This window comes from Streptomyces sp. NPDC028928, assembly GCF_055564915.1.
The window spans coordinates 150,037-172,319 of sequence record NZ_JBVHVI010000014.1; the positions used below are offsets into that span (position 1 = coordinate 150,037).

Here is a 22,283-nt window from a genome sequence, read left to right on the forward strand (position 1 = left end):
CGGCCGCGTGAGCGAATTCGTACGGAACATCCGGCTGTGGTTCGCGCCGGAGCGGGTGCGGGACGAGGGCGGCACGCCCGACTACCGGTTCTCGCTGGCCAACGAGCGCACCTTTCTCGCCTGGCTGCGCACCGCGCTGGCACTGATCGGCGGCGGATTCGCGGTGGACCAGTTCCTGCCGGACCTGCGCTGGGCGTGGCGGGTCGGCCTCGCCCTCGCCCTGCTCGCGGCCGGTGTGCTCTGCTCCCTGCGCGCGGTGAACCACTGGGTGCGCTGCGAGCGGGCGATGCGACGCGGCGAGGACCTGCCCGCGTCCCGCTTCCCGGCACTGCTCAGCCTGGTCGTGGCGGTGGTGGCCGTCGCGATGGTCGTGGTGGTGCTGGTCGGGTGGGAGGGATGAGCCCCGGGGAGGTGAGCGCCGCGGAGGCGCGGGATCCGGGGCTCCAGCCGGAGCGCACCCGGCTGGCCTGGCGGCGTACGACCCTCTCGGCGACCGTGGCCGCCGTGCTCGCGGTGAAGACCGCGCTGCACGGCCGGGCACCGGCCGACGGGATCGTCGCCTGCGCGGTGTGCGGCGTGCTCTGGCTGGGCTTCCTGTGGGTGGCCCACCACCGCATCCGCACCCTGACAGCGGGCCCCCGCCCACCCGCGCTGGCACCCCGGCACGCGTCGGCGGCGGTGCTGTGCGCGGTGGCGCTGGCGGTGTGCGCGGCCGTCCTGGTGGTCTAGAAGGTGCCCTCCTGGCTCCTCGTGTAGAGGTCCCCTTCCTCGTCCCTGGCCCAGACGGAGCCCTCCTCCGGCTCCCCGCCCACCGTCACGACGATCTTCCCCCGGGTGCGGCCCTCCTGGTTCAGCCGGTGGGCGTCCGCCGTGCGCTCCAGCGGGAACGTCTGCTCGACGTGGACGGAGAGGACGCCCTGTTCGGCCAGCTCCGACAGGTGACGCAGGTCCTCGGCGTCCGGGCGGACGAAGCAGTACCGGCCGCCGTAGCCCAGCACCTCGGGGTCGACGATCGACGCCAGCCGGCCCTCCGGGGCGAGCAGGTTGGCCGAGGTCTTCAGGGTGTCGCCGCCGATGGTGTCGAAGACGGCCTCCACGCCCTCGGGCGCGATCCCGCGCACCCGTTCGGCCAGGCCCTCGCCGTAGGTCACGGGCTCGCCGCCGAGCGCGCGGACGTAGTCGTGGTTGCGTTCGCCGGCCGTGCCGATCACCCGGGCGCCGAGGTGGGCGGCGATCTGGACGGCGAGCGAGCCGACCCCGCCGGCCGCCGCGTGCACCAGGACGGTCTCGCCCCGCCTCACCTCCAGCGCCTTGACCAGCACCTGGTAGGCGGTGAGCCCGGCCAGCGGGAGCCCGGCGGCCTCCTCGAAGGACAGGGTGCGCGGCTTGCGGGCCAGGGTGCGCACGGGCGCGGCGACGTACTCGGCGAAGGTGCCCCGGGAGAGGAAGTCCTCGCGGACGTAGCCGATGACCTCGTCGCCGACGGCGAACTCGGGGACGGCGGCGCCGGGCTGGACGACCACGCCGCTGACGTCCCAGCCGGGGATCACCGGGAAGACGGCGTCGAGGACCGGGTCCAGGTGGCCCTCGCGGCACTTCCAGTCGACGGGGTTGACGGCCGCCGCGCGCACCTTGACCAGGACCTGGTCGGGGCCGACCTTGGGGTCGCGCAGCTCGCCGTACTCCAGCACCTCCGGTCCGCCGTAGCGGCGGTAGCTGATGCCCTTCATGCCCTCGACCCTCCGGGGTACTCGTACGCCACGCAACCGGGATGACCCGGTACGCGGCTTTCGCGTGGCAGTCTTCCGACGTCAGGCACCCCGTACCCCCGAAGGCGAGCACCATGACCACCCTCCACCAGGAACACGCCGAGCACGGGACGCACAGCCACGGGCCGGGCTGCGGGCACAGCGCCGTACCGCACGGCGACCACGTGGACTACGCGCACGACGGCCACCTGCACCGGGAGCACGGCGGCCACTGGGACGAGTGCGAACCGGCCGGGCACGCCGTGCACGAGGCCCATGAGCATGTGCACCACGACGAGTGCGGGCACGCGCAGGTGCCGCACGGCGACCACGTGGACTATCTGCACGACGGACACCGGCACGCCGAGCACGGGGACCACTGGGACGACCACTGATCCGCCGGAGACGAGGGCCGACGGCTCCCTGGCAGCGCGCCGGGGGGCCGTCGGCCTATCGTGGCTCCGGTCACGTTCCGCCTGATCTTCACCCCGCGCACTGGACGGCATACCGACCGGTCGGCATCATGAGTCCAGTCCTGTTCGCCCGTTCGTAGGAGTGATGTATGAGCGCCGACCACCCGCCCGGTCTCGACCTGGACCGGCTGCGCGCCCTGCTCGACCGCGAGCGCCCCGGTCTGGTGAACGGCCCGCTGACCGGACGGCTGATCGAGGGCGGACGGTCGAACCTCACCTACGCGCTCTCCGACGGCACGTCGAAGTGGGTCGTCCGCCGGCCGCCGCTCGGCCATGTGCTGGCCACCGCGCACGACATGAAGCGCGAGCACCGGGTCATCAGCGCGCTGCACCCGACGCAGGTGCCCGTCCCCCGCCCGCTGCTGCTGTGCGAGGACGAGGAGGTGCTCGGGGCGCCCTTCTACGTCATGGAGTTCGTGGAGGGCACGCCGTACCGCACCGCCGACCAGCTCGCGCCGCTCGGCGCGGAGCGCACCCGGAACGCGGTGCTGTCCCTGGTGGACACGCTGGTCGAGCTGCACGCGGTGGACCCCGCCGAGGTGGGCCTCGCCGACTTCGGCCGCCCGGAGGGCTTCCTGGACCGGCAGCTGCGCCGCTGGGGCAAGCAGCTGGACGCCTCCCGCAACCGCGACCTGGCGGGCATCGACGAGCTGCACGCGGCCCTCGGACGGCAGCTGCCCGTCTCCCCCGCCCCGGCCGTCGTCCACGGCGACTACCGCCTGGACAACGTGCTGATCGGGGACGACGACACGATCAAGGCGATCCTCGACTGGGAGATGTCCACGCTCGGCGACCCGCTGACCGACCTCGGCCTGCTGGTGATGTACAGCCGGCCGCTCGGCATGCCGGACTCCCCCGTCTCCACCACCGCCGAGGCCCCGGGCCACCCCGACCCGCGGGAGCTGATCGAGCGGTACGCCGAGCGTTCGGGCCGGGACGTCTCGGCCGTCTCCTGGTACACGGCGTTCGCGTGGTTCAAGCTCGCCGTGATCCTGGAGGGCATCCACTACCGGTACACGCTCGGCCAGACGGTCGGCCGCGGCTTCGACCGCATCGGCGACCTCGTGCCCGTCTTCATCGACCACGGACTGACCACTCTTCAGGAAGGCTGACCGGTATGGACTTCGCGTTCGACGCGCGCACCGAGGAGCTGCGCGCCAGGCTCCTCGCCTTCATGGACGAGCACGTCTACCCCGCCGAGGCGGTCGCCGAGGAGCAGCGGGCCGCCCTCGCCTCGCCCTGGGACACCCCGGCCGTGGTCGAGGAGCTGAAGGCCGAGGCGCGCAGGCAGGGCCTGTGGAACCTCTTCCTCCCGGACGACGGGTACGGCGCCGGGCTGACCAACCTCCAGTACGCGCCGCTCGCCGAGATCACCGGCCGCTCCCCGCACCTCGCGCCCACCGCGACCAACTGCGCCGCGCCCGACACCGGGAACATGGAGGTGCTGGCGCAGTTCGGCACCGAGGAGCAGAAGAAGCAGTGGCTGGAACCGCTGCTGGCCGGTGAGATCCGGTCGGCCTTCGCGATGACCGAGCCGGAGGTGGCCTCCTCGGACGCCACCAACATCACCACGCACATCGAGCGGGACGGTGACGAGTACGTCATCACCGGCCGCAAGTGGTACATCTCCGGGGCGATGAACCCGGACTGCAGGATCTTCATCGTCATGGGCAAGACGGACCCGGACAGCGCGGACATCCGCCGCCAGCAGTCCATGGTCCTGGTCCCGCGCGACACCCCGGGCGTCACCGTCAAGCGCGCCATGCAGGTCTTCGGCTACGAGGACCACTCCCACGGCGGCCACGCCGAGGTGGTCTTCGACCACGCGCGCGTGCCGGTGGCGAACCTCGTCGGCGAGGAGGGCGGCGGCTTCGCCATCGCCCAGGCCCGGCTCGGCCCCGGCCGGATCCACCACTGCATGCGGCTGATCGGCATGGCCGAGCGGGCGATCGAGCTGATGTGCCGCCGGGCCGTGAGCCGTACCGCGTTCGGCAAGGCGCTGGCCCAGCAGGGTGTCGTGCAGAACTGGATCGCCGACGCCCGGGTCACCGTCGAGCAGCTGCGGCTGCTGGTGCTGAAGACGGCCTGGCTGATGGACACCGTCGGCAACAAGGGCGCCCACACGGAGATCCAGGCCATCAAGATCGCCACCCCGCGCGCGGTGGTCGGCATCCTGGACCGGGCGATCCAGCTGCACGGCGCGGGCGGGGTGAGCCAGGACTTCCCGCTGGCCGAACTGTACGCGAGCGCGCGCACGCTGATGCTCGCCGACGGCCCGGACGAGGTGCACCAGCGGTCGCTGGCCCGCCGGGAGCTGAAGAAGTACCTCTGAGCCTTACGGCCGCAGGGCCCGCAGGAGGAGGTCGGCCAGGTGGTCGGCCACCTCCTGCGGGCCGAGCGGGCCGTCGGGCCGGTACCAGGTCGACAGGTGGTGGACGGAGCCGAAGTGGTAGTCCACCACCAGGTCGGCCGGGGTCGCCGTGGAGAAGACGCCCGCCTTCTGGCCCTCCTCCACCAGCGCCCGGAAGCGCTCGTGGTAGCGCCGGCGCTCGGCGCGGACCTGCTTGTTCTTCTCCGGGCTCAGGTGGTGCATGGACCGGAAGAAGATCATCGCGTCGTCGAGGTTCTCGATCGTCGTGACGACGACGTCCGCCGCCGCGTCCCTGAGCCGCTTCTCCACGGGCTCGTCGGCGTTCGCGAAGGTGTCCAGCCGCTCCTGCTGGAGGCGCAGCACGCGCGCGTACACCTCGTGCAGCAGGTCGTCCTTGGAGCCGAAGTAGTGGTACAGCGCCCCCTTGGTGACGCCGGCCGCCTCCACGATCTCCTGCACGGAGGTGCGGTCGTAGCCCTGCTCGGCGAAGAGCCGGGTGGCGGCGGCCAGCAGCCGCTGCGGGACGGGCGTACCGTCTCCGTCCGTCGTCCTGGGCACTGCCGCCACCTGCCTTTCCGTGATGTTCACTCGGTGTTCCGGGAACGCAGTTCCCGACGGAGGATCTTCCCACTGGCCGTCTTGGGCAAGTCGGGCAGGATCTCCACTTCACGCGGGTACTTGTAGGCGGCCAGTCTCTCCTTGCAGTACCCGGCGAGTTCGTCCGGGTCCGCCTCGGCCCCCGGACGGAGGCTGATATAGGCCTTGACGGTCTCGCCACGGTACCCGTCGGGGACGCCCACGACGGCCGCCTCGCGCACCGCCGGGTGCGTGTACAGGACGTCCTCGACCTCGCGCGGCCACACCTTGAAGCCGGACGCGTTGATCATGTCCTTCTTGCGGTCCACGACGTACAGCCAGCCCTGCTCGTCCATGAACCCGATGTCGCCGGTGCGCAGCTCGCCGTCCGGGAAGGTCTCGGCGGTGGCGTCCGGGCGCCGCCAGTAGCCGGGCACCACCTGCGGCCCGCGGACGACGATCTCGCCCTGCTCGCCGAAGGGCACCTCCGCGCCCTGCTCGTCCAGGATCCGCACGACGGTGTCGGCGCCGGGCAGACCGACGGAGAGCGTCCCGGAGACCGGGTCCACGGGCGCCTCCAGGTGGGGCGGGACGGAGGCGCAGGGGGCGGTGCACTCGGTGAGGCCGTAGCCGACCCGGATGTACGGCCCGAAACGCTCCCGGAAGGTCTCCACCAGTGCCGGCGGCACGGGGGCGCCGCCCGAGGACAGGTTGACGAAGGAGGCGAAGTGCTCGCGGGTGGCGTCCGGGTGGGCGGCGAGCGCCATGAAGGCGGTGGAGGGGCCGACGGTGTAGTGCGGGCGGTGCTCGGCGAAGGCCTCCAGGACGGCACCGGGCTCGAAGCGGTAGGTGAGCACCAGGGTGCCCGCGCTGCTCAGACAGGCGCCGAACTGGCAGACCATGCCGGTGATGTGGAACAGCGGCGCGAGCGCGTGGTAGACGGGCGCCTCGGGCAGACCGAGCCCGGTGGCCTGCCGCTCGGCGTTGTACATGATGTTGGCGTGGGTGTTCGTGGCGCCCTTGGGGGTGCCGCTGGTGCCCGAGGTGTAGCTGATCAGCGCGATGTCGTCCGGGCGCGGCAGGCGGCCCTCGGGGGCGCGGCCGCCCTGCCGGGCGACGGTCACCAGGTCGTCGGCGTCCGGGGCCTGGGGCAGCCGCTCGAAGGCGAGCACGCGCGGGTCGTTCCTGGTCTGGAAGTCCAGCTCGCACGCGGTGAGCACGATCCGTACCGGCGAGCCGGCGGCCGTCTCCCTCAGGTACGACTCCCAGGCCCGGTCGGAGCAGACCAGCGCGGCCACCTCGCCGTCCCGCAGGACGTGCGCCACCTCGCCCGACTTGTACATGGGGTTGACCGGGACGACGGTCGCCCCCGCCTTCCAGGCGCCGAGCACGGCGAGCACGAAGTGCGGGGAGTTCTGCAGCAGGACGGCCACCCGGTCGCCGCGCTCCAGGCCGCGCGCGGCGAGGTGGGCGGCGACGGAGTCGCTCAGCTCGTCGATCTCCCGGTAGCCGAGCCGGGCGTCGAAGTAGGCGAGGGCGGTGCGCTCGGGAGCCTCGGCGACGGCCTCGCGCAGGGCGTGCACGAGGGAGTCGGCGGGGTCGAGCGGGGCGCGCTGGGCCTCGTCCAGCAGGGCGAGCCAGGGGCGGGCGGCGTAGCGGGAGGCGGTCACCGGGCGGACTCCCACTTCTGCTGGATGTGGTTCATGGTGGCGAGCCAGCGGTCGGGCTCGCCGGCCCGCACCTGGTAGAAGCCGGCGACCTCGGGATGGGGAAGGATCAGGAAGCGGTCCTCCGCGATGCCCTCGAACAGGGCGTCGGCCACCGCCTCCGGTGCGATCGCGGTCGGCTGGAGCACCAGGTCGCCCGCGCTGCCGGTGGCGGCCAGCATGTCGGTGCGCACGCCCTGCGGGCAGATCGCGTGGACCTTGATCCCGCGGTGCCGGTACGTCAGCGACAGCCACTCGGCGAAGGCGTAGGCGCCGTGCTTGGTCACGCTGTAGGAGGGCGCGCCGATCATCGTCAGCAGCCCGGCTGCGGAGACGGTGGAGACGAACCGTCCGCTGCCCCGCTCCAGCCAGTCCGGCAGCAGCGCGTGGGCCGCGCGGACGTGGGCCATCAGGTTGACGTCCCAGGAGGTCGCCCAGGTCTTCTCGTCCAGGCTGCCGTCGAGGTCACCGTCCTCGAAGGCGACGCCCGCGTTGGCACAGTAGACGTCCACCGTGCCGCCGAGCGCGTCCCGGGCCTCGGCGACGATCGTGGAGGCGTCCCCGGGTACGGCGGTCCCGCCGATCTCCTCGGCCACCGCCTTCGCCCTTCCGGCATCCAGGTCGTTCACCACGACCCGGGCCCCCTCGGCGGCGAACCGCCGGGCCAGCGCGGCCCCGATCCCACCGCCCGCTCCGGTGACGACCACTCCCGCATCCTGCACGGCTTCCACCATCGGTCTCCTTCGACACGACTTTCGCGCGGCGCGCGTCGGCTCTGGTCGGCCCAGACTAACCGGTCGGTATGTGTGAAGGAAGGGGAACTGCTCCAACCTCAAGGGGCGTGCCCACTCATCGGAGGACCCCATGCATCTCTCCCGAAGAAACCTGCTCGCCTCGACGGCGCTGGCGGCAGCCCCGGCACCCCGACACCGCGAGCGCCTCCGCACCGGCTTCGAACGACTCTCGGCCGACGGTTACTCCGTACTGGACGGCCGGCGCGTCGGCGTCGTCACCAACCCCACCGGCATCACCCGGGCCGCCGAGCACATCGTCGACGTGATGCACGACGACTCCCGCGTCAGGCTGACGGCGGTCTTCGGGCCGGAGCACGGCTTCCGGGGCACCGCGCAGGCGGGCGGCTCCGAGGGCCGCTACGACGACCCCGCGACCGGCCTGCCGGTGTACGACACGTACCTGAAGAGCGGCCGGCCGCTCGCCGACATCTTCACCGCCTCCGGCGTCGACACCGTCGTCTTCGACATCCAGGACGTCGGCGCCCGCTTCTACACGTACATCTGGACCCTGTACGACTGCATGGAGGCGGCCCAGCTGGCCGGCAAGCGCTTCGTGGTGCTGGACCGCCCCAACCCGGTGACCGGACGCGACGCCCAGGGCCCGGTGCTGCACAGGGAGTTCGCCACCTTCGTCGGCCGGCAGCCGATCGCGCAGGCGCACGGGATGACCGTCGCGGAGCTGGCCCGCCTGTTCAACGGGGAGTTCCTGGCCACGCCGGTCCCGCTGGAGACCGTACGCATGACGGGCTGGAAACGCTCGGCGTTCTACGACGCCTCGGGCCTGCCCTGGGTGCCGCCGAGCCCCAACATGCCCACCCCGGACACCGCGCTGGTGTACTCCGGCACCTGCATGTTCGAGGGCACCAACCTCTCCGAGGGGCGCGGCACGACACGGCCCTTCGAACTCCTCGGCGCCGAGGGCCTGGACGGCCGCTGGGCCGCCGCCGTCAACGAACTCGGGCTGCCCGGGGTGCGGTTCCGGGAGGCGTACTTCACGCCCACGTTCTCCAAGTTCCAGGGCAGGACCGTCGGCGGGGTGCAGATCCACGTGACCGACCGGGCCGCCTACGACCCCGTACGCACCGGTGTCGCCCTGCTGGTGACGGCCCGGAAGGTGTGGAGCGGCTTCGCCTGGCGGTCCGACAACTGGATCGACAAGCTCACCGGTTCCGCCCGGGTGCGCACGATGGTCGACGCGGGTGCCGGCACGGACGAGGTGACGGGCGCCTGGCAGGAGGAGCTGGCCGCGTTCCGGCGGGTGCGGAAGGGGTATCTCCTGTACACATAGCGCACCTCCTCCGGGGCTTGGGGGCCTGGCATGGCGGATCCTGGGACGAGTGTGGCTCCGTACTGGGAGCTGACCTTCGACGCGGACGGGGACGTGGACCGCCCCGAACGCGACCGGCTGCTGGCGCAGGTCGCGGACCACGGTGTCCGTGACCTGATCGTCTTCTCGCACGGCTGGAACAACGACCGCTCGGGCGCGACCGCGCTGTACCGCCGTTTCTTCGCCCCGGTTCCGAAGCTGGCGCCGAAGGCCCGGCTCGGGTACGTCGGCGTGATCTGGCCGTCGATGCGGTTCAGCGACGAGCCGATCCCGGACTTCCCGAAGTCCGTGGCGGCCGTGGAGGCGGAGGCGGAGCCGCGCCCCGCCCTGGACAAGGACACCCGGCGCGCCCTGCTGGAGGCCTTCCCGGGCCGGACGACCGTGCTGGACCAGCTGGCCCGGATGCTGGACGAACGGCCGGACGGCACCGAGGGGCTGACCGAGTTCGGGCGGCTGGTGCGGCTGCTGCTGGACGCGGACGGCCGGCACGGCGTGGCCGACACGGACGAGGACGGCGAACCCGCCGTGTTCGGCGGCGACCCGGTGACCGTGTGCGGACAGTTCGCCGAGGCCCTGGCCGCGCTCGACTCGTCCGGCGCGGCACGGTTCGGCATCCCGAACCCGTGGGACGGCGCCAAGGAGCTGCTGCGGCAGGCGACGTACTACCAGATGAAACGGCGGGCCGGGACGGTCGGCGAGCGGGGACTCGGCCCGCAGCTGGGACGGTTGGCGAAGGCGGCGCCCGGAGTGCGGGTGCACCTCGTCGGGCACAGCTTCGGCGGCCGGCTGGTGGCGTTCGCGCTGCGCGGGCTGCCCGGGCAAGTGGACACCGTGAAGTCGGTGACCCTGCTCCAGGGCGCCTTCTCGCACTACGCGTTCGCGGCCCGGCTGCCGCACGCGCCCGACCGGTCGGGGGCGCTCAAGGACCGGCAGCGGCGCATCGACGGCCCGCTGGTGTGCTGCTACTCGCACTTCGACGCGGCCCTCGGCACGTTCTACCCGCTGGCCTCCCGGCTCGCCGGGGACGACCGCGCCTGCGCGGGCAACGAGATCGCGGCCGTGCTCGGGCCGCGCTGGGGGGCCATGGGGCACGACGGGGTGCAGGCGGTACGGGGCACGACCCGCCTGGACCTGGCGGCGGCGCTGGACGGCCGGCTGCCCGCGTCGGGGTGCGTGAACGTGGACGCGGCGGCCGTGGTGCGGCGCGGGGGCGCGCCGACCGGGGCGCACAGTGACATCGTGCACCCCGAACTGGCGCGGGTGGTGGTGGCGGCGGGCCGTATCGCGTGACCCGCCGCCCGCGTCACCTCAGCGGTGCGAGGTGTACTCCACGACCTGCTGGAAGGTCGGCCGGTTCTGCCAGCTGATCCTGCCGTGCTTGATGCCGCCCAGGGTGCGCTGGACGATCGAGTCGGCGCACCACTGGTCGCCCGCCGAGCACTGGTCGTCGCCGGGGTAGACCTGGGCGGCGGTCTTGCCCGCGGCCTCCTTCAGGGTGCTGATCAGGATGTCCCGGCAGGCGGTGAGGCTGCCGCCGCCGCAGTACTTCCGGGCGAGGCCGCCCTGCACGGACTCCCCGAGCACGGCCCGGAGGTCCTTGTCGACGTAGGACCACCAGCCGTACTGGAAGGCGCTGCCGGCGTGCGAACCGGTGGGTCCGTGTCCCGCGGACGGTGCCTCGTCGGTCGGCAGGCCGGCGGTGATCGCCGTGTACAGGTCGCTGCCGAGGCCGGGCTCGAACTCGGCCTTGACCAGCAGCGGCCACCAGGCGTCCAGGATGCGGATCGCGTCGGCGTCGGCGTACTTCTTGGAACCGGCCGACGTCTCGGTGCGCCTGGCGCCCGCGGTCACCCAGGCCTGGAGCTTGCTCACCGCCGCGGCGGCCGTGGAGTCGGTCACCGGCGAGGAGGTGACCACCTTGAGCAGCCTGGGCAGCACGTCCTCGGCGCGCAGGTCGGCGAGGCCCGCGTCCGCCATGGCCTGCACCAGCTGGGTACGGGTCACCCCGCCGGCCGCGACCAGCTTCTTCACCCGGTCGTCCAGCAGGTTGCCGCGGTGCACGGAGCCGTCACCCCAGGACGCGGTCGTGTAGTCCTTGGCCTGCTTGTTGTTCCAGGAGATGTAGTAGTCCTGGTCGACGGAGCGGGGGTGCGCGGAGGCGGGGGTGTAGTCGGCGGTGTTGGTGGCCGGGTCCCAGTTCCGCCACTCGTACGCCGGCTGTGCCCATACCGGGAACTCGGCGTCGACACCGCTCGCCCGGACCGGGTTGTCGCCGCTGTTGTAGTAGGCGGTGTGCTGGGAGTCGGCGTAGAACCAGTTGAAGGTGTAGTTGATGTGCTGCGCCGCGCTCTGGAAGTCCTGCGGGCCCTTGACGTAGTCGGGGTCGTTGAGCATCTGGAAGCCGATGATGGAGTCGGCCTCGTGCAGGTAGGAGGAGCGCAGGGTGGTGTAGGCGACCTTCTTGCCGCCGACGGTCGCCCGGTACTCGACGGGGCCGTACCTGGTCCGCCACACGCGCATGGTGTACGACCCCTCGGCCGTGCCGTCGGCCGTGGTCGGCTTCCAGGCGTTCTTCTGCTCGACCTTCTCCATGGCCGTGCAGGTGCCGTGGTACAGGTAGTGGTAGTCGTCCTGGCACAGCTCGACCGCGTAGCTGTCGATGATGTCCTGGCCGGAGGTGGTGGCGCTCCAGGAGTAGTCCTGGCCGCGGCCGAGTTCGACGTACATGCTCAGGCCCGCGAAGGAGGCGCCACGGGCGCTGAGGCCGGGGCCCTGGATCTCCTGGAGCATGAGCAGCTGCGGGGCGAAGTAGCCGGTCTGCGGCCCGAAGACGGCGATGGGGTGGCCGCTGGCGGTGTGTTTGCCGCTGACCACGAGGGCGTTGGACATACCGCGCTTCGCGGAGCCGAGGGCGGTCTTCGCGGCGGAGGCCGAGGTGCTCCGCGCGCTCGCCGTGGCGGCGCTGCCGGTGCGGTCGTGGACGAGCGGTTCCTGGATCACCGAACCGGCGTCGGGCAGGGCCTCGCCCTGGGGGTCGGCGGGCTCGGCACCGTAGGGGAAGCTCTCGCCGTCGTGGACGGTGAGGACGGCCTCGGGGTCGTTGCGTTCGCGGAAGGACTCCCAGACCCTGGTGCCCTCCTCGACGCCGTACTTGGCCTGGGCGGCGAGCAGGGAGAGCGCGTTGCCGACCTCGCCGCCACCGCCGGAGCCGAACAGGGAGCCGATCACGGAGGCCAGCGCCACCAGGTCGGTGACCTTGAAGTGTTCTATGGTGCCGGCGTTGGTGATGGAGTCCTTGTGGCCGGTCAGGACGTACTCGCCGGGGAAGTAACGGCCGCTGTCGGAGGCGTCGATGTAGGCGTTGACGCCGTCGATGTAGGCCTTGACGTCGGCGAGGGCCTGCCGGCCGCGGGCGCCGTTCTTCGCGACCGCGTTGTCGATCTGCGCCTGGAGGTCGGCTTCGGTGTACGGGGCGTTGCGGTAGAACTGCTGCTCCAGGCCCTGGTTGGCGGGGGCGCCGCCGGCGAAGGAGGTCAGCCGGCCGCGGCCCACGTGCCGGAAGACGTCCATCAGCCACAGCCGGTCCTCGGCCGCCGCGTATCCGGCGCCGAACTCGGTGCCGTACCGGGTGGTGCCCGTGATGTGCGGCACACCGGTCTTCTTGTCGCGGACGATCGTCACGTCGCCGCGGCCGGCCGGCTTCTCGGTGGAGGCGACCTGGTCGGCGGGGACGCCGAAGGAGGCGTCGTTGAAGAAGGTGTTGACCGTGGCGTCGGTCAGGCCCTTGTAGCCGGTGGCCAGGTTGGCGTAGGGGCCGAGCTGGTCCTCGGCGTGCGCGGGCTGGGTGCCGAAGGCCTGGTTGAGCAGGATCTGGGCGAGGGTCGCGTTGCCGTTCTCGCCGGGCGGCAGGATGTCCGAACACCGGCCGCCGCAGTAGTCGTTGGCGGCCGTCGCGTCGGCCGCCGCCACCGCGGTCCGTGTGAGGGGAGAGAGAAGACCGGCGACGAGGACGCATACGGACGCGGTCTTCAGGAACCCGGGGAGTCGGCGGGACGTTCTCAGTCTGTCGAGCGTGGTACGTGGGGTTCGCCGTGGCATGGCAGCTCCTAGCGACAGGGGTGGCCGAACGTTACCGCCGGTATCCCCCCGTTCAAAGATGAACATGCGTCACTTTCTGGAGTGCGCAAGGAGAACCCGAGAAGAGATGGAGCCGAATCGCCTGTCGATACGTCTATTCGGCGACGTCCGTGCGACGACGCCGAAGTGACCGAAGTACAGGTGCAGGTGTGACGGAGGTGCAGGGCGATGGCCGGTTTCCGGAGTCTGGCGAGACAGGTACGCGACCCGGGCTGTGATCTGGCGCTACGGCGGTACTCGCTGCGCAAGTGCCTGGAGAAGTTCGCCCCTTACGGGCATCGGGCGACCTGGGACCATCTGTGCTCCCGGGCGGGTTTCGGTCCCGAGGACCGCTCCCCCGATCCGGCGCGGCTCGTGGCCGCGCTGGAGGAGCTGGAGGAGGCTCGTGACGTCTGGCTCGCCTACGAGACCGACTTCACCGAGCGACGGAGGAAGGAGAAGCACGACGGGCTGCGCCGGCCGGGCAGCGTGGACGACTGGCACCGGCTGACCTGGGGCGGGTTCGGGGTCGCCTGGTGCGACGACCCGCGGGTGCACCCCGACGAGCCGCTGGCGGTGGTGCTGCGCCGGCTGATCGCGGCGCTGGAGCGGGAACCGGGCTCGTCCTGCCCGGTGTGCGGCGGAGAGCGCCTGGTCTGGAGGTACGGCCTGGACCACGAACCGTCGTCCGGCCCGGTCTGCACCGGCTGCGGGATCCTGGTGCCGCGGCCCGTCCTCAGCCCGCGGGCCCTTGAACACGCCCGACGGGGACGCCTGCTGATGTCGGCCTGAGCGGTGGCCGGCACTGGTGCCCGGGGTGCGCAGGGGATGCCGCACCCCGTTGTCAGGGTGTCTCCGCGCCCCGCCGCTCCGCCATGAGGCGCGACCCGGTCAAGCGGTCGCCGAACACGTCGTCCGGGTTGGACAGCACACACGTCTCCAAGGACAGGCACCCGCACCCGATGCAGTCGGTGAGATGGTCCCGCAGACGGTTCAGCTGCTGGATCCGCTCTTCCAGTTCCGAGCGCCACTTCTGAGACAGCCGCGCCCAGTCCTCCCTCGTCGGCGTGCGCTCCTCGGGCAGTTCGGCCAGGGCCTCACGGATCGTGGCGAGCGGGATACCGACCCGCTGGGCCGCCCGGACGAAGGCCACCCGGCGCAGGGTGTCACGGCTGTACCGGCGCTGGTTGCCGGGGGTGCGCCGGCTGGAGATCAGGCCTTTGGACTCGTAGAAGTGCAGGGCGGACACCGCGGCTCCGCTGCGCGCGGACAACTGGCCGACGGTCAGCTCATGGATCTTCTCGGGAATCTGTGGCACCTCTCAGAGATTACCCACCCGGCCGGTCCGGCCTCCGTTGACATCGACCCCTCACCCGACCATGCTAAGCAGTTGCTTAGAGACGCGAGCGAGAGGCCGGGAACATGGCAGAACCGAGGACCTTCACCTCCCCCGACGAGCTGAAGGCGGCCGTGGGTGAGCAGCTGGGCTACACGGACTGGCTGGAGATCGACCAGAAGCGGATCGACCTGTTCGCCGAGGCGACCGGGGACCACCAGTGGATCCACGTGGACCCGGAGAAGGCCGCCGCCGGGCCGTTCGGGACCACCATCGCGCACGGCTACCTCACGCTGTCCCTGCTCCCGCTCTTCGGGCCGCAGCTCATCCGGGTCGAGGGCGTGAAGATGGGCGTCAACTACGGGACGAACAAGGTCCGTTTCCCCTCCCCCGTCCCCGTCGGCTCCCGGCTGCGCGCCACCGCGAGGATCGCCGGCGTCGAGGACGTCACCGGCGGTGTGCAGGTGACGGTCGCCTTCACCGTGGAGCGCGAGGGCGGCGACAAGCCGGTGTGCGTCGCGGAGTCGGTGGCCCGGTACTACCTGTAGGCCCGCAGGCCTAGCGGGCCCCGACCATGCGCAGCACGAGGTCGGCGTAGAGCGCGCCGACCTCCTCGGGGGTGCGCGGGCCGTTCACGTCGAACCAGCGGGCGACGTCGATGCACAGCGACAGCACGGCGAGCGTGGTGCCCTTGACGTCCAGCACGTCGAACTCGCCCGAGGCCACGCCGTCCTCGATGATCCCGCGCACCTCGGCGTCCACCTGCCGGCGCAGCGCGACGATCTCGGCGCGGGCCTCGGGGCCGAGGGCGTCGAGTTCGTACTGCACGACCCGCGCGGTGGTGCGCCGCCCCGCGTGCCAGCGGACGAAGGAGCTGACGGCGTCGGCCAGCCGCTCCCTGGCGCTGCCCTCGCGGCGGGCCGCCGTGCGCAGGATGTCCAGGGCCCGGTCGTGGCCGATCCGGCTGATCCGGTGGAGCAGCTCTTCCTTGGTCTTGTAGTGGATGTAGAGCGCGGCCGGGCTCATGCCGGCGCGGCCGGCGATGTCGCGGGTCGTCGTCGCGTGGTAGCCACGCTCGGCGAAGGCCTCCACGGCGGCGACGAGCAGCCGCCGGGCCGCGTCAGGGGTGACCTCTTCCCACGGCTCCACTTCGCCGCCGGTCGTCTCCTCCGCCGTACTCATCGTTCGCTCGCCCCTCTCGGTGACAGGAGCACCACCATACCGCCGACGGTGAGCGAGCGCTTAGCGTAGCCGCTCAGGGCTTTTCGCGGGGATCGTACTCGGCCGGCAGCTGCTCCAGGCGGGCCTGGTCGACGCGACCGACGATCCGCCCGGCCTCCTGCCGGTCCCCGATGACTTTGGCGAGGGTGAAGGCGGACGTGGCCCGCGCCGCATCCGCCGACCTACTCAGCCGGGTACTCAGAACGCCGAGACCCCGGTCAGCGAACGCCCGATGAGCAGCTTCTGGATCTGGCTGGTGCCCTCGTAGAGGGTCATCACGCGGGCGTCGCGCAGCAGCTTGCCCACGGGGTACTCGTCGATGTAGCCGTAGCCGCCGAAGACCTGGAGGGCGTTGTTGGCGGCGCGGACGGCGGCCTCGGAGGCGAACAGCTTGGCCTTGGAGGACTCGACGGCGAAGGGTTCGCCGCGGTCGACGAGGTCGGCGACCCGCCAGGTCAGCAGCCGCGCCGCGTCCACGTCGACGGCGATGTCGCTGATCAGCTCCTGCACCAGCTGGTGACGGGCGATGGGCTTGCCGAACTGCTCCCGTTCACCGGCGTACCTCACGGCCGCGTCCAGTGCGGCCTGGGCTATGCCGACACAGCCGGCGGCCACCGACATCCGCCCCTTGGCGAGCGCGGACATGGCGACGGAGAAGCCCTTGCCCTCCTCGCCGAGCATCGCCGCGGCGGGCACGCGCACGTCCTCCAGGACGAGTTCGGCGGTGGCCTGGCCGCGCAGGCCGAGCTTGCCGTGGATGGTGCGGCGGGTCAGGCCGGGGGTGTCGGTGGGGATCAGGAAGGCGGACACGCCCTTGTGGCCGGGGGCGTCGGTGGAGCGGGCGAAGAGCAGGACGACGTCGGCCCAGGTGCCGTTGGTGATGAACATCTTGGTGCCGTTCACGACGTAGTCGTCACCGTCGCGCACCGCCCGGGTGGTGAGGTTGCCCGCGTCGGAGCCGGTGCCGGGCTCGGTGAGGCCGAAGCAGCCGACGTACTCGCCGGAGGTGAGCCCCGGCAGCCAGCGCCGCTTCTGCTCCTCGCCGCCCCAGGCGGCGATGGTCTTGGCGACGAGCCCGAGGGAGACGGAGACGATGCCGCGGACCGAGGAGTCCCCGCGCCCCAGCTCCTCGGTGACCAGGCAGTACGAGAGGTGGTCGCCGCCGGAGCCGCCGTACTCCTCGGGGACGGTCAGCCCGAGGAAGCCGACCTCGCCGAGCTTCTTCACGATGCCCCGGTCGACGTCCTCGGCACGGTCCCAGGCGACCACGTGCGGGGCGATCTCGCGCTCCACGAAGTCCCGGGCGAGCTGCCGTACGGCCGTCTGCTCCTCGCTGAGCCCCAGGTTCACCACGAGATCACCCCATAACAGATGGTTCTTGAAAGCCGTACATTTAAATTAGCACTGCTAGTTTCCGGCCGCAGCCCTACTATGTGCGCCATGGCCCGACCGCGCAAGCCCCTCCTCAGCACCGACCGGATCGTCGCCACGGCCCGGGACCTCGTGGACCGGGAGGGCCTGGCGGCGGTCTCCACCCGCCGGCTCGCCGCGGAGCTGGGCGTGAGCGGACCCTCGCTGTACAACCACTTCCGCACCAAGGACGAGATCCTGGAGGCGGTCGCGGACTCGGTGAGCGCGCTGGTCGACCTGTCGATGTTCGAGGACGGCCGGGACTGGCGGACCGCGCTGCACGACTGGGCCGTCTCCTACCGGGCCGCCCTGCGCGACCACCCGAACATCGTCCCGGTCCTCGCCCGCGGCCCCGGCCGCCGCCCCGCCGCGCTGCGCCTCGCCGACGCGGTCTACGGCGCGATGGTCGAGGCGGGCTGGCCGCCGGCGCAGGCCACCTCCATCGGCGCGCTGATGCGGTACTTCATCATGGGCTCGGCGCTCGGTTCGTTCGCCGGCGGCTTCGTGGACGACGCGAGCGCGTACGACCCCGCCGACTATCCCCACCTCGGGCAGGCCCATCTGCTCGCCGAGCAGCAGGAGAAGATCGACGAGCGGGCCTTCGAGACGGGGCTGACCGCGCTGCTGGACGGGCTGGCACAGCAGTACGAGCAGGTACAGGTGTGAGGACACTTCGGCCACCGCCGAACCGACGGTGCCGCATGCTGGGGGCATGAGTACCGAGGACCCCCGGGCCGCGGGCCTGGCCGCGCTGGCCGGGCTGATCGCCGACCGGACCCGGGCCGCGTGTCTGCTGGCACTGCTGGACGGGCGGGCGTGGACGGCCGGCGAACTGGCCCGGCACGCCGGCGTCGCGGCGTCGACGCTGAGCGAGCACCTGGGCAAGCTGGTGGCCGGCGGCCTGCTCACGGAGGAACGGCAGGGCCGGCACCGGTACGTCCGGCTGGCCGACGCGCGAGTGGCGCAGCTGGTCGAGGATCTCGCCGCGCAGGTGTCTCCGACGGCGGCACGGCAGGCTCCGCGAACCCTGCGGGAGTCGAGTGCCGGGGCCGCGATGGCCCGGGGCCGCACCTGTTACGACCATCTCGCCGGGCGGCTGGGCATCGCGCTCACGGACGCGTTGACCCACCGGGGGCTTCTCCGGCAGGACACGGGCTTTGCGCTCACGGACGCCGGGGTGGAGTGGTTCGGTGCGGCGGGCATCTCCCTCGGCCTCTCCAGCCGGCGTCCCCTGGCGCGTGCGTGCCTCGACTGGACCGAGCGGCGGCCTCATCTCGCGGGCGCTGCGGGGGCGGCGCTTTGCCGGCACGCGCTGGACGCGGGGTGGTGTGTGCGGGTGGGGTCGGCGCGGGCCGTGAAGGTGACTCCGTCGGGGGAGCGGGCGCTGTCGTCCTTGCTGGGCATTCCGTCCGATTCGTTGCGGTGAGGTTCCCTGCGGGGCGCCCCGGCCCCCCCCCGTCCGATTTCCGCCGGCCCGTGCCAAGCCCTTTTACCTAGCCTCGGGAGCATGATGAGCACCGCCAGGAACCGTCCGCGCATACTCGCCACCGGCGCCGCAGTCGTCACCGTCGTGCTGTGGGCCTCCGCCTTCGTGTCGATCCGGAGTGCGGGCGACGCGTACTCCCCCGGTGCCCTGGCCCTCGGCCGGCTGGTGTCGGGGGCCGTCGCCCTCGGGGTGATCTGGGCCGTACGGCGGGAAGGTCTGCCGCCGCGGGAGGCGTGGCGCGGGATCCTGCTGTCCGGTCTGCTGTGGTTCGGCTTGTACATGGTCGTGCTGAACTGGGGCGAGCAGCAGGTGGACGCGGGCACGGCGGCGCTGGTCGTGAACGTCGGCCCGCTGCTGATCGCCCTGCTGGGCAGCCGGCTGCTCGGTGATCCCATGCCGCCGCGGCTGCTGGCCGGGATGGCGGTGTCCTTCGCGGGCGCGGTGACCGTGGGCCTGTCGATGTCGGGCGGAGGCGGCTCCTCCGTGCTCGGCGTGGCCCTGTGTCTGCTCGCGGCCGTGGCGTACGCCTTCGGGGTCGTCGCCCAGAAGCCCGCGCTGGGGCGGGCGAGCGCGTTGCAGGTGACGACGTTCGGGTGTCTGGTCGGCGCCGTGGCCTGTCTGCCGTTCGCCGGGCAGCTGGTGCGCGAGGCCGCCCACGCGCCCGCGGCGGCCACCCTGAACATGGTCTACCTGGGCGTCTTTCCGACCGCGCTGGCCTTCACCACCTGGGCGTACGCGCTCGCCCGGACCACCGCCGGCCGGATGGGGGCGACCACGTACGCCGTGCCCGCGCTGGTGGTGCTGATGTCGTGGCTGGCGCTCGGCGAGGTGCCCGGGGTGCTGACGCTGGTGGGCGGCGTGCTGTGTCTGGCGGGTGTGGCGGTGTCGCGGTCCCGGGCGCGCGGCGGCCGGACGACCCGGGTCGCGGCAGGGGAGCCGCGCCCCGGGGAGAGGGTGCGCTGAGGGTCAGAAGACGACCAGTGCCCGGCCGCCCTTGCCCGCCAGCATGTTCTCGAAGGCCGCCGGGATGCCTTCCAGGCCGATCCGTTCCGTGACCAGGACGGACAGGTCCAGGCGTCCCTCCCTGACGTGCTCGGCGAGCACGGGCACGTCCCGGGCCGGGTCGCTGTTGCCGTAGACGCAGCCGGAGAGGGTGCGGCCCCAGTGGAAGATCTCCAGGGCGTTGAAGGTGACCTGCTCCTCCTTGCCGCCGATGCCGACGACCGTCGTACGGCCGCCCCGGCGGGTGGACTCCCAGGCCGCGCGGATGGAGACCGCGCGGCCCACGCACTCCACGGAGACGTCGACCCCCTGCCTGCCGGTGAGGGCACGGATCTCGCGGGGGGTGTTCTCGGAGGCGAGGACGTAGTCCGTGGCGCCGGCCGCGCGGGCCAGCTCCTCCTTCCCGGGGGAGACGTCGACCGCGATGACGCGGGACGCGCCCGCGATACGGGCCGACTGGAGGGTGGCCAGGCCGACTCCGCCGACGCCGAAGACGGCCACGGTCTCGCCGGGGCGGACCCCCGCCGAGTGGTGGACGGCGCCGTACCCGGTGAGCACCGCGCAGCCCAGCAGGGCGGCGTCCACCAGCGGCACGCCTTCGGGCAGCGGCAGCACACAGGACGCGGCGACCACCGTCTCCTCGGCGAACGCGGCCACGTTCAGCCCGGGGTGCAGTGCGGTGCCGTCGGCGGTGCGGGCGTGGACGTCGGCGGCGCCGTTCATGGCGTTGGCGCACAGCCAGACCTCGCCGAGCGTGCAGGCGTGGCACGTGCCGCAGGAGGGCGCCCAGTTGAGGACGACGGCGGAGCCGGGCGCGACGTGGGTGACGCCCTCGCCGACGGCGACGACCGTGCCGGCGCCCTCGTGGCCGAGGACGGCCGGGACCGGCACCCGCATGGTGCCGTTGGACAGGGACAGGTCGGAGTGGCAGACGCCGGCGGCGGCGAGGCGGACCCGGACCTGCCCGGGGCCCGGGTCGGGCAGCTCGATGCCGGTGATCTCCAGCGGGGCGCCGATGGCGGGCAGGACGGCGGCTCGTACGGCCATGAGTGGCGGGCTCCTCAGAACTGCAGGGACTTGGTCTGGAGGTACTCGGCGAGTCCGTGCGCGCCGAGTTCCCGGCCGACTCCGGACTGCTTGTAACCGCCGAAGGGCGCGAGGGGATTGAACCGGCCGCCGTTGATGTCGACCTGGCCGGTGTCCATGCGGCGGGCGAAAGCCACCGCCTCGGCCTGGTCGGCGGCCCAGACGGCGCCCGCGAGGCCGTACACCGTGCCGTTGGCGATGCGCAGGGCGTCCTCCTCGTCCTCGTACCTCAGGATCGACAGGACCGGGCCGAAGATCTCCTCCTGGGCGATGGTCATGTCGGGGGTGACGTCCGCGAAGACCGTGGGGCTGACGAAGTAGCCGCGCTCGCGGGGGGATTCGGGGCCGCCGGCGACGAGGCGGGCGCCTTCGGCGATGCCCTTCTCGATGTACCCGCGCACCCGGGCCTGCTGCTTGGCGCTGACCAGCGGGCCGATGCGGTCGCCGTACTTGGCGGCGGCGGCCCGGGCCAGTTCGACGGCCTCGGCGTACCGGTCGCGGTGGACCAGCATCCGGGTCCAGGCGCTGCACGTCTGGCCGGAGTTGGACATGACGTTGGCGACGCCGACGTTCACGGCCTTGGCGAGGTCGGCGCCGGGCAGGATGACGTTGGCGGACTTGCCGCCCAGTTCGAGGGCGACCTTCTTCACGGCCGCGCCGGCCACCGCGCCGATCTGCCGGCCGACCGCCGTGGACCCGGTGAAGGAGACCAGGTCCACGCCCGGGTGCTCGGCGAGGGCCTGACCGGCGACCGGGCCGAGGCCGGTGACCAGGTTGAACACGCCCGGGGGCAGGCCCGCCTCGTGCACCGCCTCGGCGAAGAGCTGGGCGGTGAGCGGGGTGTCCTCGGCGGGCTTGAGGACGATCGTGCAGCCGGCGGCGAGGGCCGGGGCGACCTTGGCGACGATCTGGTGGAGCGGGTAGTTCCAGGGGGTGATCGCGCCGACCACGCCGATCGGCTCGTGCAGGACCGTGGAGTTGCCGACCTTCTCCTCGAAGGTGTGGGTGGCGGCCAGCTCGGCGTAGGAGCCGGCGACCGCGATCGGCACGGCAGCGTGCACGGCCTGGGAGAACGCGAGGGGCGAGCCCAGTTCCGCGGTGACCGTCTCGGCGATCTCGTCCTTGCGGGCCACGAGGGCGTCCCGGAGGGCGGTCAGGCGCGCGGCGCGTTCGGCCGGGGGCGTGGCGGCCCAGCCGGGCAGGGCGGCGCGGGCGGCCCGTACGGCGGTGTCGACGTCCAGCGCGCCGCCCGCCGGGACGCGGCCGATGACCTGCTCGTCGGCGGGGTTGACGACCTCGATCACGTCCCTGCTCTCGGCGGGGCGCCAGGCGCCGTCGATGTACAGGGCGTCGTGTGCCTTCATGCTGTGTCCTCCCGGCGGGTCCGCGTCGTCCGGCACACAAACTAGCGATGATAGTTTTCCGGCGCCAGACATTCCTGTGGTCGCGGACGTTCCAGGGACATCATCGCGAACGGCCCGGGGGGGGGGGGGGGGGGGGGGGGGGGGGGGGGGGGGGGGGGGGGGTGGGGCGGGGGGGGGGGGGGCCACCCGACCGCCAACGCACGGAGCGGCAGAACCAAAGCAAAGAGAAAGACCCGACCCTAGAGAGTGAACCCCACACTCCACCTC

22 protein-coding genes and 1 pseudogene are annotated in these 22,283 nt (G+C 72.4%); 12 read left to right on the top strand and 11 right to left on the bottom strand.

Features of this window, described 5'->3' with window-relative positions:
* Positions 1 to 7 precede the first annotated feature (7 nt).
* A complete protein-coding gene (locus ACZ4U1_RS30910; protein ID WP_030658160.1) occupies positions 8 to 400 on the top strand; it encodes a YidH family protein in 393 nt (130 codons plus the stop codon).
* Positions 397 to 729: a DUF202 domain-containing protein gene (locus tag ACZ4U1_RS30915; protein WP_467907453.1), complete on the top strand. Its 333-nt coding sequence runs from the start codon at positions 397 to 399 to the stop codon at positions 727 to 729. Before ACZ4U1_RS30910 ends, ACZ4U1_RS30915 begins: the two co-directional genes overlap by 4 nt.
* Here the strand turns inward: ACZ4U1_RS30915 and ACZ4U1_RS30920 are convergent.
* On the bottom strand, positions 726 to 1,730 hold the full coding sequence (locus tag ACZ4U1_RS30920; RefSeq protein ID WP_467907454.1) for an NADP-dependent oxidoreductase: 1,005 nt from the start codon (positions 1,728 to 1,730) through the stop codon (positions 726 to 728). The genes ACZ4U1_RS30915 and ACZ4U1_RS30920 overlap by 4 nt on opposite strands.
* A gap of 113 nt (positions 1,731 to 1,843) precedes the next feature.
* On the opposite strand from ACZ4U1_RS30920, the gene ACZ4U1_RS30925 reads away from it, so the two are divergent.
* From ACZ4U1_RS30925 to ACZ4U1_RS30935, 3 genes are all read left to right on the top strand, one after another.
* Positions 1,844 to 2,143: a hypothetical protein gene (locus ACZ4U1_RS30925; protein WP_467907455.1), complete on the top strand. Its 300-nt coding sequence runs from the start codon at positions 1,844 to 1,846 to the stop codon at positions 2,141 to 2,143.
* 167 nt (positions 2,144 to 2,310) lie between these two features.
* On the top strand, positions 2,311 to 3,333 hold the full coding sequence (locus tag ACZ4U1_RS30930) for a phosphotransferase family protein (RefSeq protein WP_467907456.1): 1,023 nt from the start codon (positions 2,311 to 2,313) through the stop codon (positions 3,331 to 3,333).
* Positions 3,334 to 3,338: 5 nt separating this feature from the next.
* Complete coding sequence (locus tag ACZ4U1_RS30935; RefSeq protein ID WP_467907457.1) at positions 3,339 to 4,553, top strand: acyl-CoA dehydrogenase; 1,215 nt, start codon at positions 3,339 to 3,341, stop codon at positions 4,551 to 4,553.
* 3 nt (positions 4,554 to 4,556) lie between these two features.
* Here ACZ4U1_RS30935 and ACZ4U1_RS30940 read toward each other — a convergent pair whose 3' ends face one another.
* The 3 genes from ACZ4U1_RS30940 to ACZ4U1_RS30950 are packed head-to-tail and all read right to left on the bottom strand — an operon-like array spanning position 4,557 to position 7,608.
* Positions 4,557 to 5,150 (bottom strand): TetR/AcrR family transcriptional regulator, encoded by a 594-nt coding sequence (locus ACZ4U1_RS30940; protein ID WP_467907458.1) that lies wholly within the window; start codon positions 5,148 to 5,150, stop codon positions 4,557 to 4,559.
* 26 nt (positions 5,151 to 5,176) lie between these two features.
* Complete coding sequence (locus ACZ4U1_RS30945; protein WP_467907459.1) at positions 5,177 to 6,838, bottom strand: class I adenylate-forming enzyme family protein; 1,662 nt, start codon at positions 6,836 to 6,838, stop codon at positions 5,177 to 5,179.
* Entirely contained in the window at positions 6,835 to 7,608 is a 774-nt protein-coding gene (locus ACZ4U1_RS30950) for an SDR family oxidoreductase (RefSeq protein WP_467907460.1), read from the bottom strand. Before ACZ4U1_RS30950 ends, ACZ4U1_RS30945 begins: the two co-directional genes overlap by 4 nt.
* A gap of 130 nt (positions 7,609 to 7,738) precedes the next feature.
* Here ACZ4U1_RS30950 and ACZ4U1_RS30955 point away from each other — a divergent pair, with 130 nt between their 5' ends.
* Positions 7,739 to 8,956, top strand: a complete 1,218-nt coding sequence (locus ACZ4U1_RS30955; RefSeq protein ID WP_467907461.1) for an exo-beta-N-acetylmuramidase NamZ family protein — start codon at positions 7,739 to 7,741, stop codon at positions 8,954 to 8,956.
* 30 nt (positions 8,957 to 8,986) lie between these two features.
* Complete coding sequence (locus tag ACZ4U1_RS30960; RefSeq protein WP_467907462.1) at positions 8,987 to 10,285, top strand: serine-threonine protein kinase; 1,299 nt, start codon at positions 8,987 to 8,989, stop codon at positions 10,283 to 10,285.
* 18 nt (positions 10,286 to 10,303) lie between these two features.
* On the opposite strand, the gene ACZ4U1_RS30965 is transcribed toward ACZ4U1_RS30960, so the two are convergent.
* Complete coding sequence (locus tag ACZ4U1_RS30965) at positions 10,304 to 13,093, bottom strand: penicillin acylase family protein (RefSeq protein WP_467907463.1); 2,790 nt, start codon at positions 13,091 to 13,093, stop codon at positions 10,304 to 10,306.
* Positions 13,094 to 13,300: 207 nt separating this feature from the next.
* Between ACZ4U1_RS30965 and ACZ4U1_RS30970 the strand changes: the two genes are divergently transcribed.
* Positions 13,301 to 13,903: a hypothetical protein gene (locus ACZ4U1_RS30970; protein WP_467907464.1), complete on the top strand. Its 603-nt coding sequence runs from the start codon at positions 13,301 to 13,303 to the stop codon at positions 13,901 to 13,903.
* 52 nt (positions 13,904 to 13,955) lie between these two features.
* Here ACZ4U1_RS30970 and soxR read toward each other — a convergent pair whose 3' ends face one another.
* Positions 13,956 to 14,429 (bottom strand): redox-sensitive transcriptional activator SoxR, encoded by a 474-nt coding sequence (gene soxR / locus ACZ4U1_RS30975; protein WP_467907465.1) that lies wholly within the window; start codon positions 14,427 to 14,429, stop codon positions 13,956 to 13,958.
* A 104-nt stretch (positions 14,430 to 14,533) separates the two neighbouring features.
* Between soxR and ACZ4U1_RS30980 the strand changes: the two genes are divergently transcribed.
* Positions 14,534 to 14,995 carry a MaoC family dehydratase gene (locus tag ACZ4U1_RS30980; protein ID WP_467907466.1) on the top strand — a complete coding sequence of 154 codons (462 nt, stop codon included), beginning with the start codon at positions 14,534 to 14,536 and terminating at the stop codon, positions 14,993 to 14,995.
* Between the two features lie 10 nt (positions 14,996 to 15,005).
* Here ACZ4U1_RS30980 and ACZ4U1_RS30985 read toward each other — a convergent pair whose 3' ends face one another.
* The 3 genes and pseudogenes from ACZ4U1_RS30985 to ACZ4U1_RS30995 all read right to left on the bottom strand — a co-directional run bounded on the left by ACZ4U1_RS30985 (position 15,006) and on the right by ACZ4U1_RS30995 (position 17,018).
* A complete protein-coding gene (locus tag ACZ4U1_RS30985; protein WP_467907467.1) occupies positions 15,006 to 15,629 on the bottom strand; it encodes a TetR/AcrR family transcriptional regulator in 624 nt (207 codons plus the stop codon).
* A gap of 73 nt (positions 15,630 to 15,702) precedes the next feature.
* Positions 15,703 to 15,828: pseudogene (locus ACZ4U1_RS30990) on the bottom strand (YiaA/YiaB family inner membrane protein); the annotation flags it as partial.
* A 38-nt stretch (positions 15,829 to 15,866) separates the two neighbouring features.
* On the bottom strand, positions 15,867 to 17,018 hold the full coding sequence (locus ACZ4U1_RS30995; RefSeq protein ID WP_467907558.1) for an acyl-CoA dehydrogenase family protein: 1,152 nt from the start codon (positions 17,016 to 17,018) through the stop codon (positions 15,867 to 15,869).
* Between the two features lie 90 nt (positions 17,019 to 17,108).
* Between ACZ4U1_RS30995 and ACZ4U1_RS31000 the strand changes: the two genes are divergently transcribed.
* The 3 genes from ACZ4U1_RS31000 (at position 17,109) to ACZ4U1_RS31010 (ending at position 19,527) form a co-directional block, all read left to right on the top strand.
* Positions 17,109 to 17,744, top strand: coding sequence for a TetR/AcrR family transcriptional regulator (locus ACZ4U1_RS31000; protein ID WP_467907468.1), 636 nt, complete (start codon positions 17,109 to 17,111; stop codon positions 17,742 to 17,744).
* 46 nt (positions 17,745 to 17,790) lie between these two features.
* A complete protein-coding gene (locus ACZ4U1_RS31005; RefSeq protein ID WP_467907469.1) occupies positions 17,791 to 18,504 on the top strand; it encodes an ArsR/SmtB family transcription factor in 714 nt (237 codons plus the stop codon).
* Positions 18,505 to 18,585: 81 nt separating this feature from the next.
* Positions 18,586 to 19,527 carry a DMT family transporter gene (locus ACZ4U1_RS31010; protein WP_467907470.1) on the top strand — a complete coding sequence of 314 codons (942 nt, stop codon included), beginning with the start codon at positions 18,586 to 18,588 and terminating at the stop codon, positions 19,525 to 19,527.
* Between the two features lie 3 nt (positions 19,528 to 19,530).
* On the opposite strand, the gene ACZ4U1_RS31015 is transcribed toward ACZ4U1_RS31010, so the two are convergent.
* Complete coding sequence (locus ACZ4U1_RS31015; RefSeq protein ID WP_467907471.1) at positions 19,531 to 20,613, bottom strand: Zn-dependent alcohol dehydrogenase; 1,083 nt, start codon at positions 20,611 to 20,613, stop codon at positions 19,531 to 19,533.
* A 14-nt stretch (positions 20,614 to 20,627) separates the two neighbouring features.
* The gene (locus ACZ4U1_RS31020) at positions 20,628 to 22,016 is read right to left on the bottom strand and encodes an aldehyde dehydrogenase family protein (RefSeq protein WP_467907472.1); all 1,389 of its coding nucleotides are present in this window, start codon (positions 22,014 to 22,016) and stop codon (positions 20,628 to 20,630) included.
* Positions 22,017 to 22,283 lie beyond the last annotated feature (267 nt).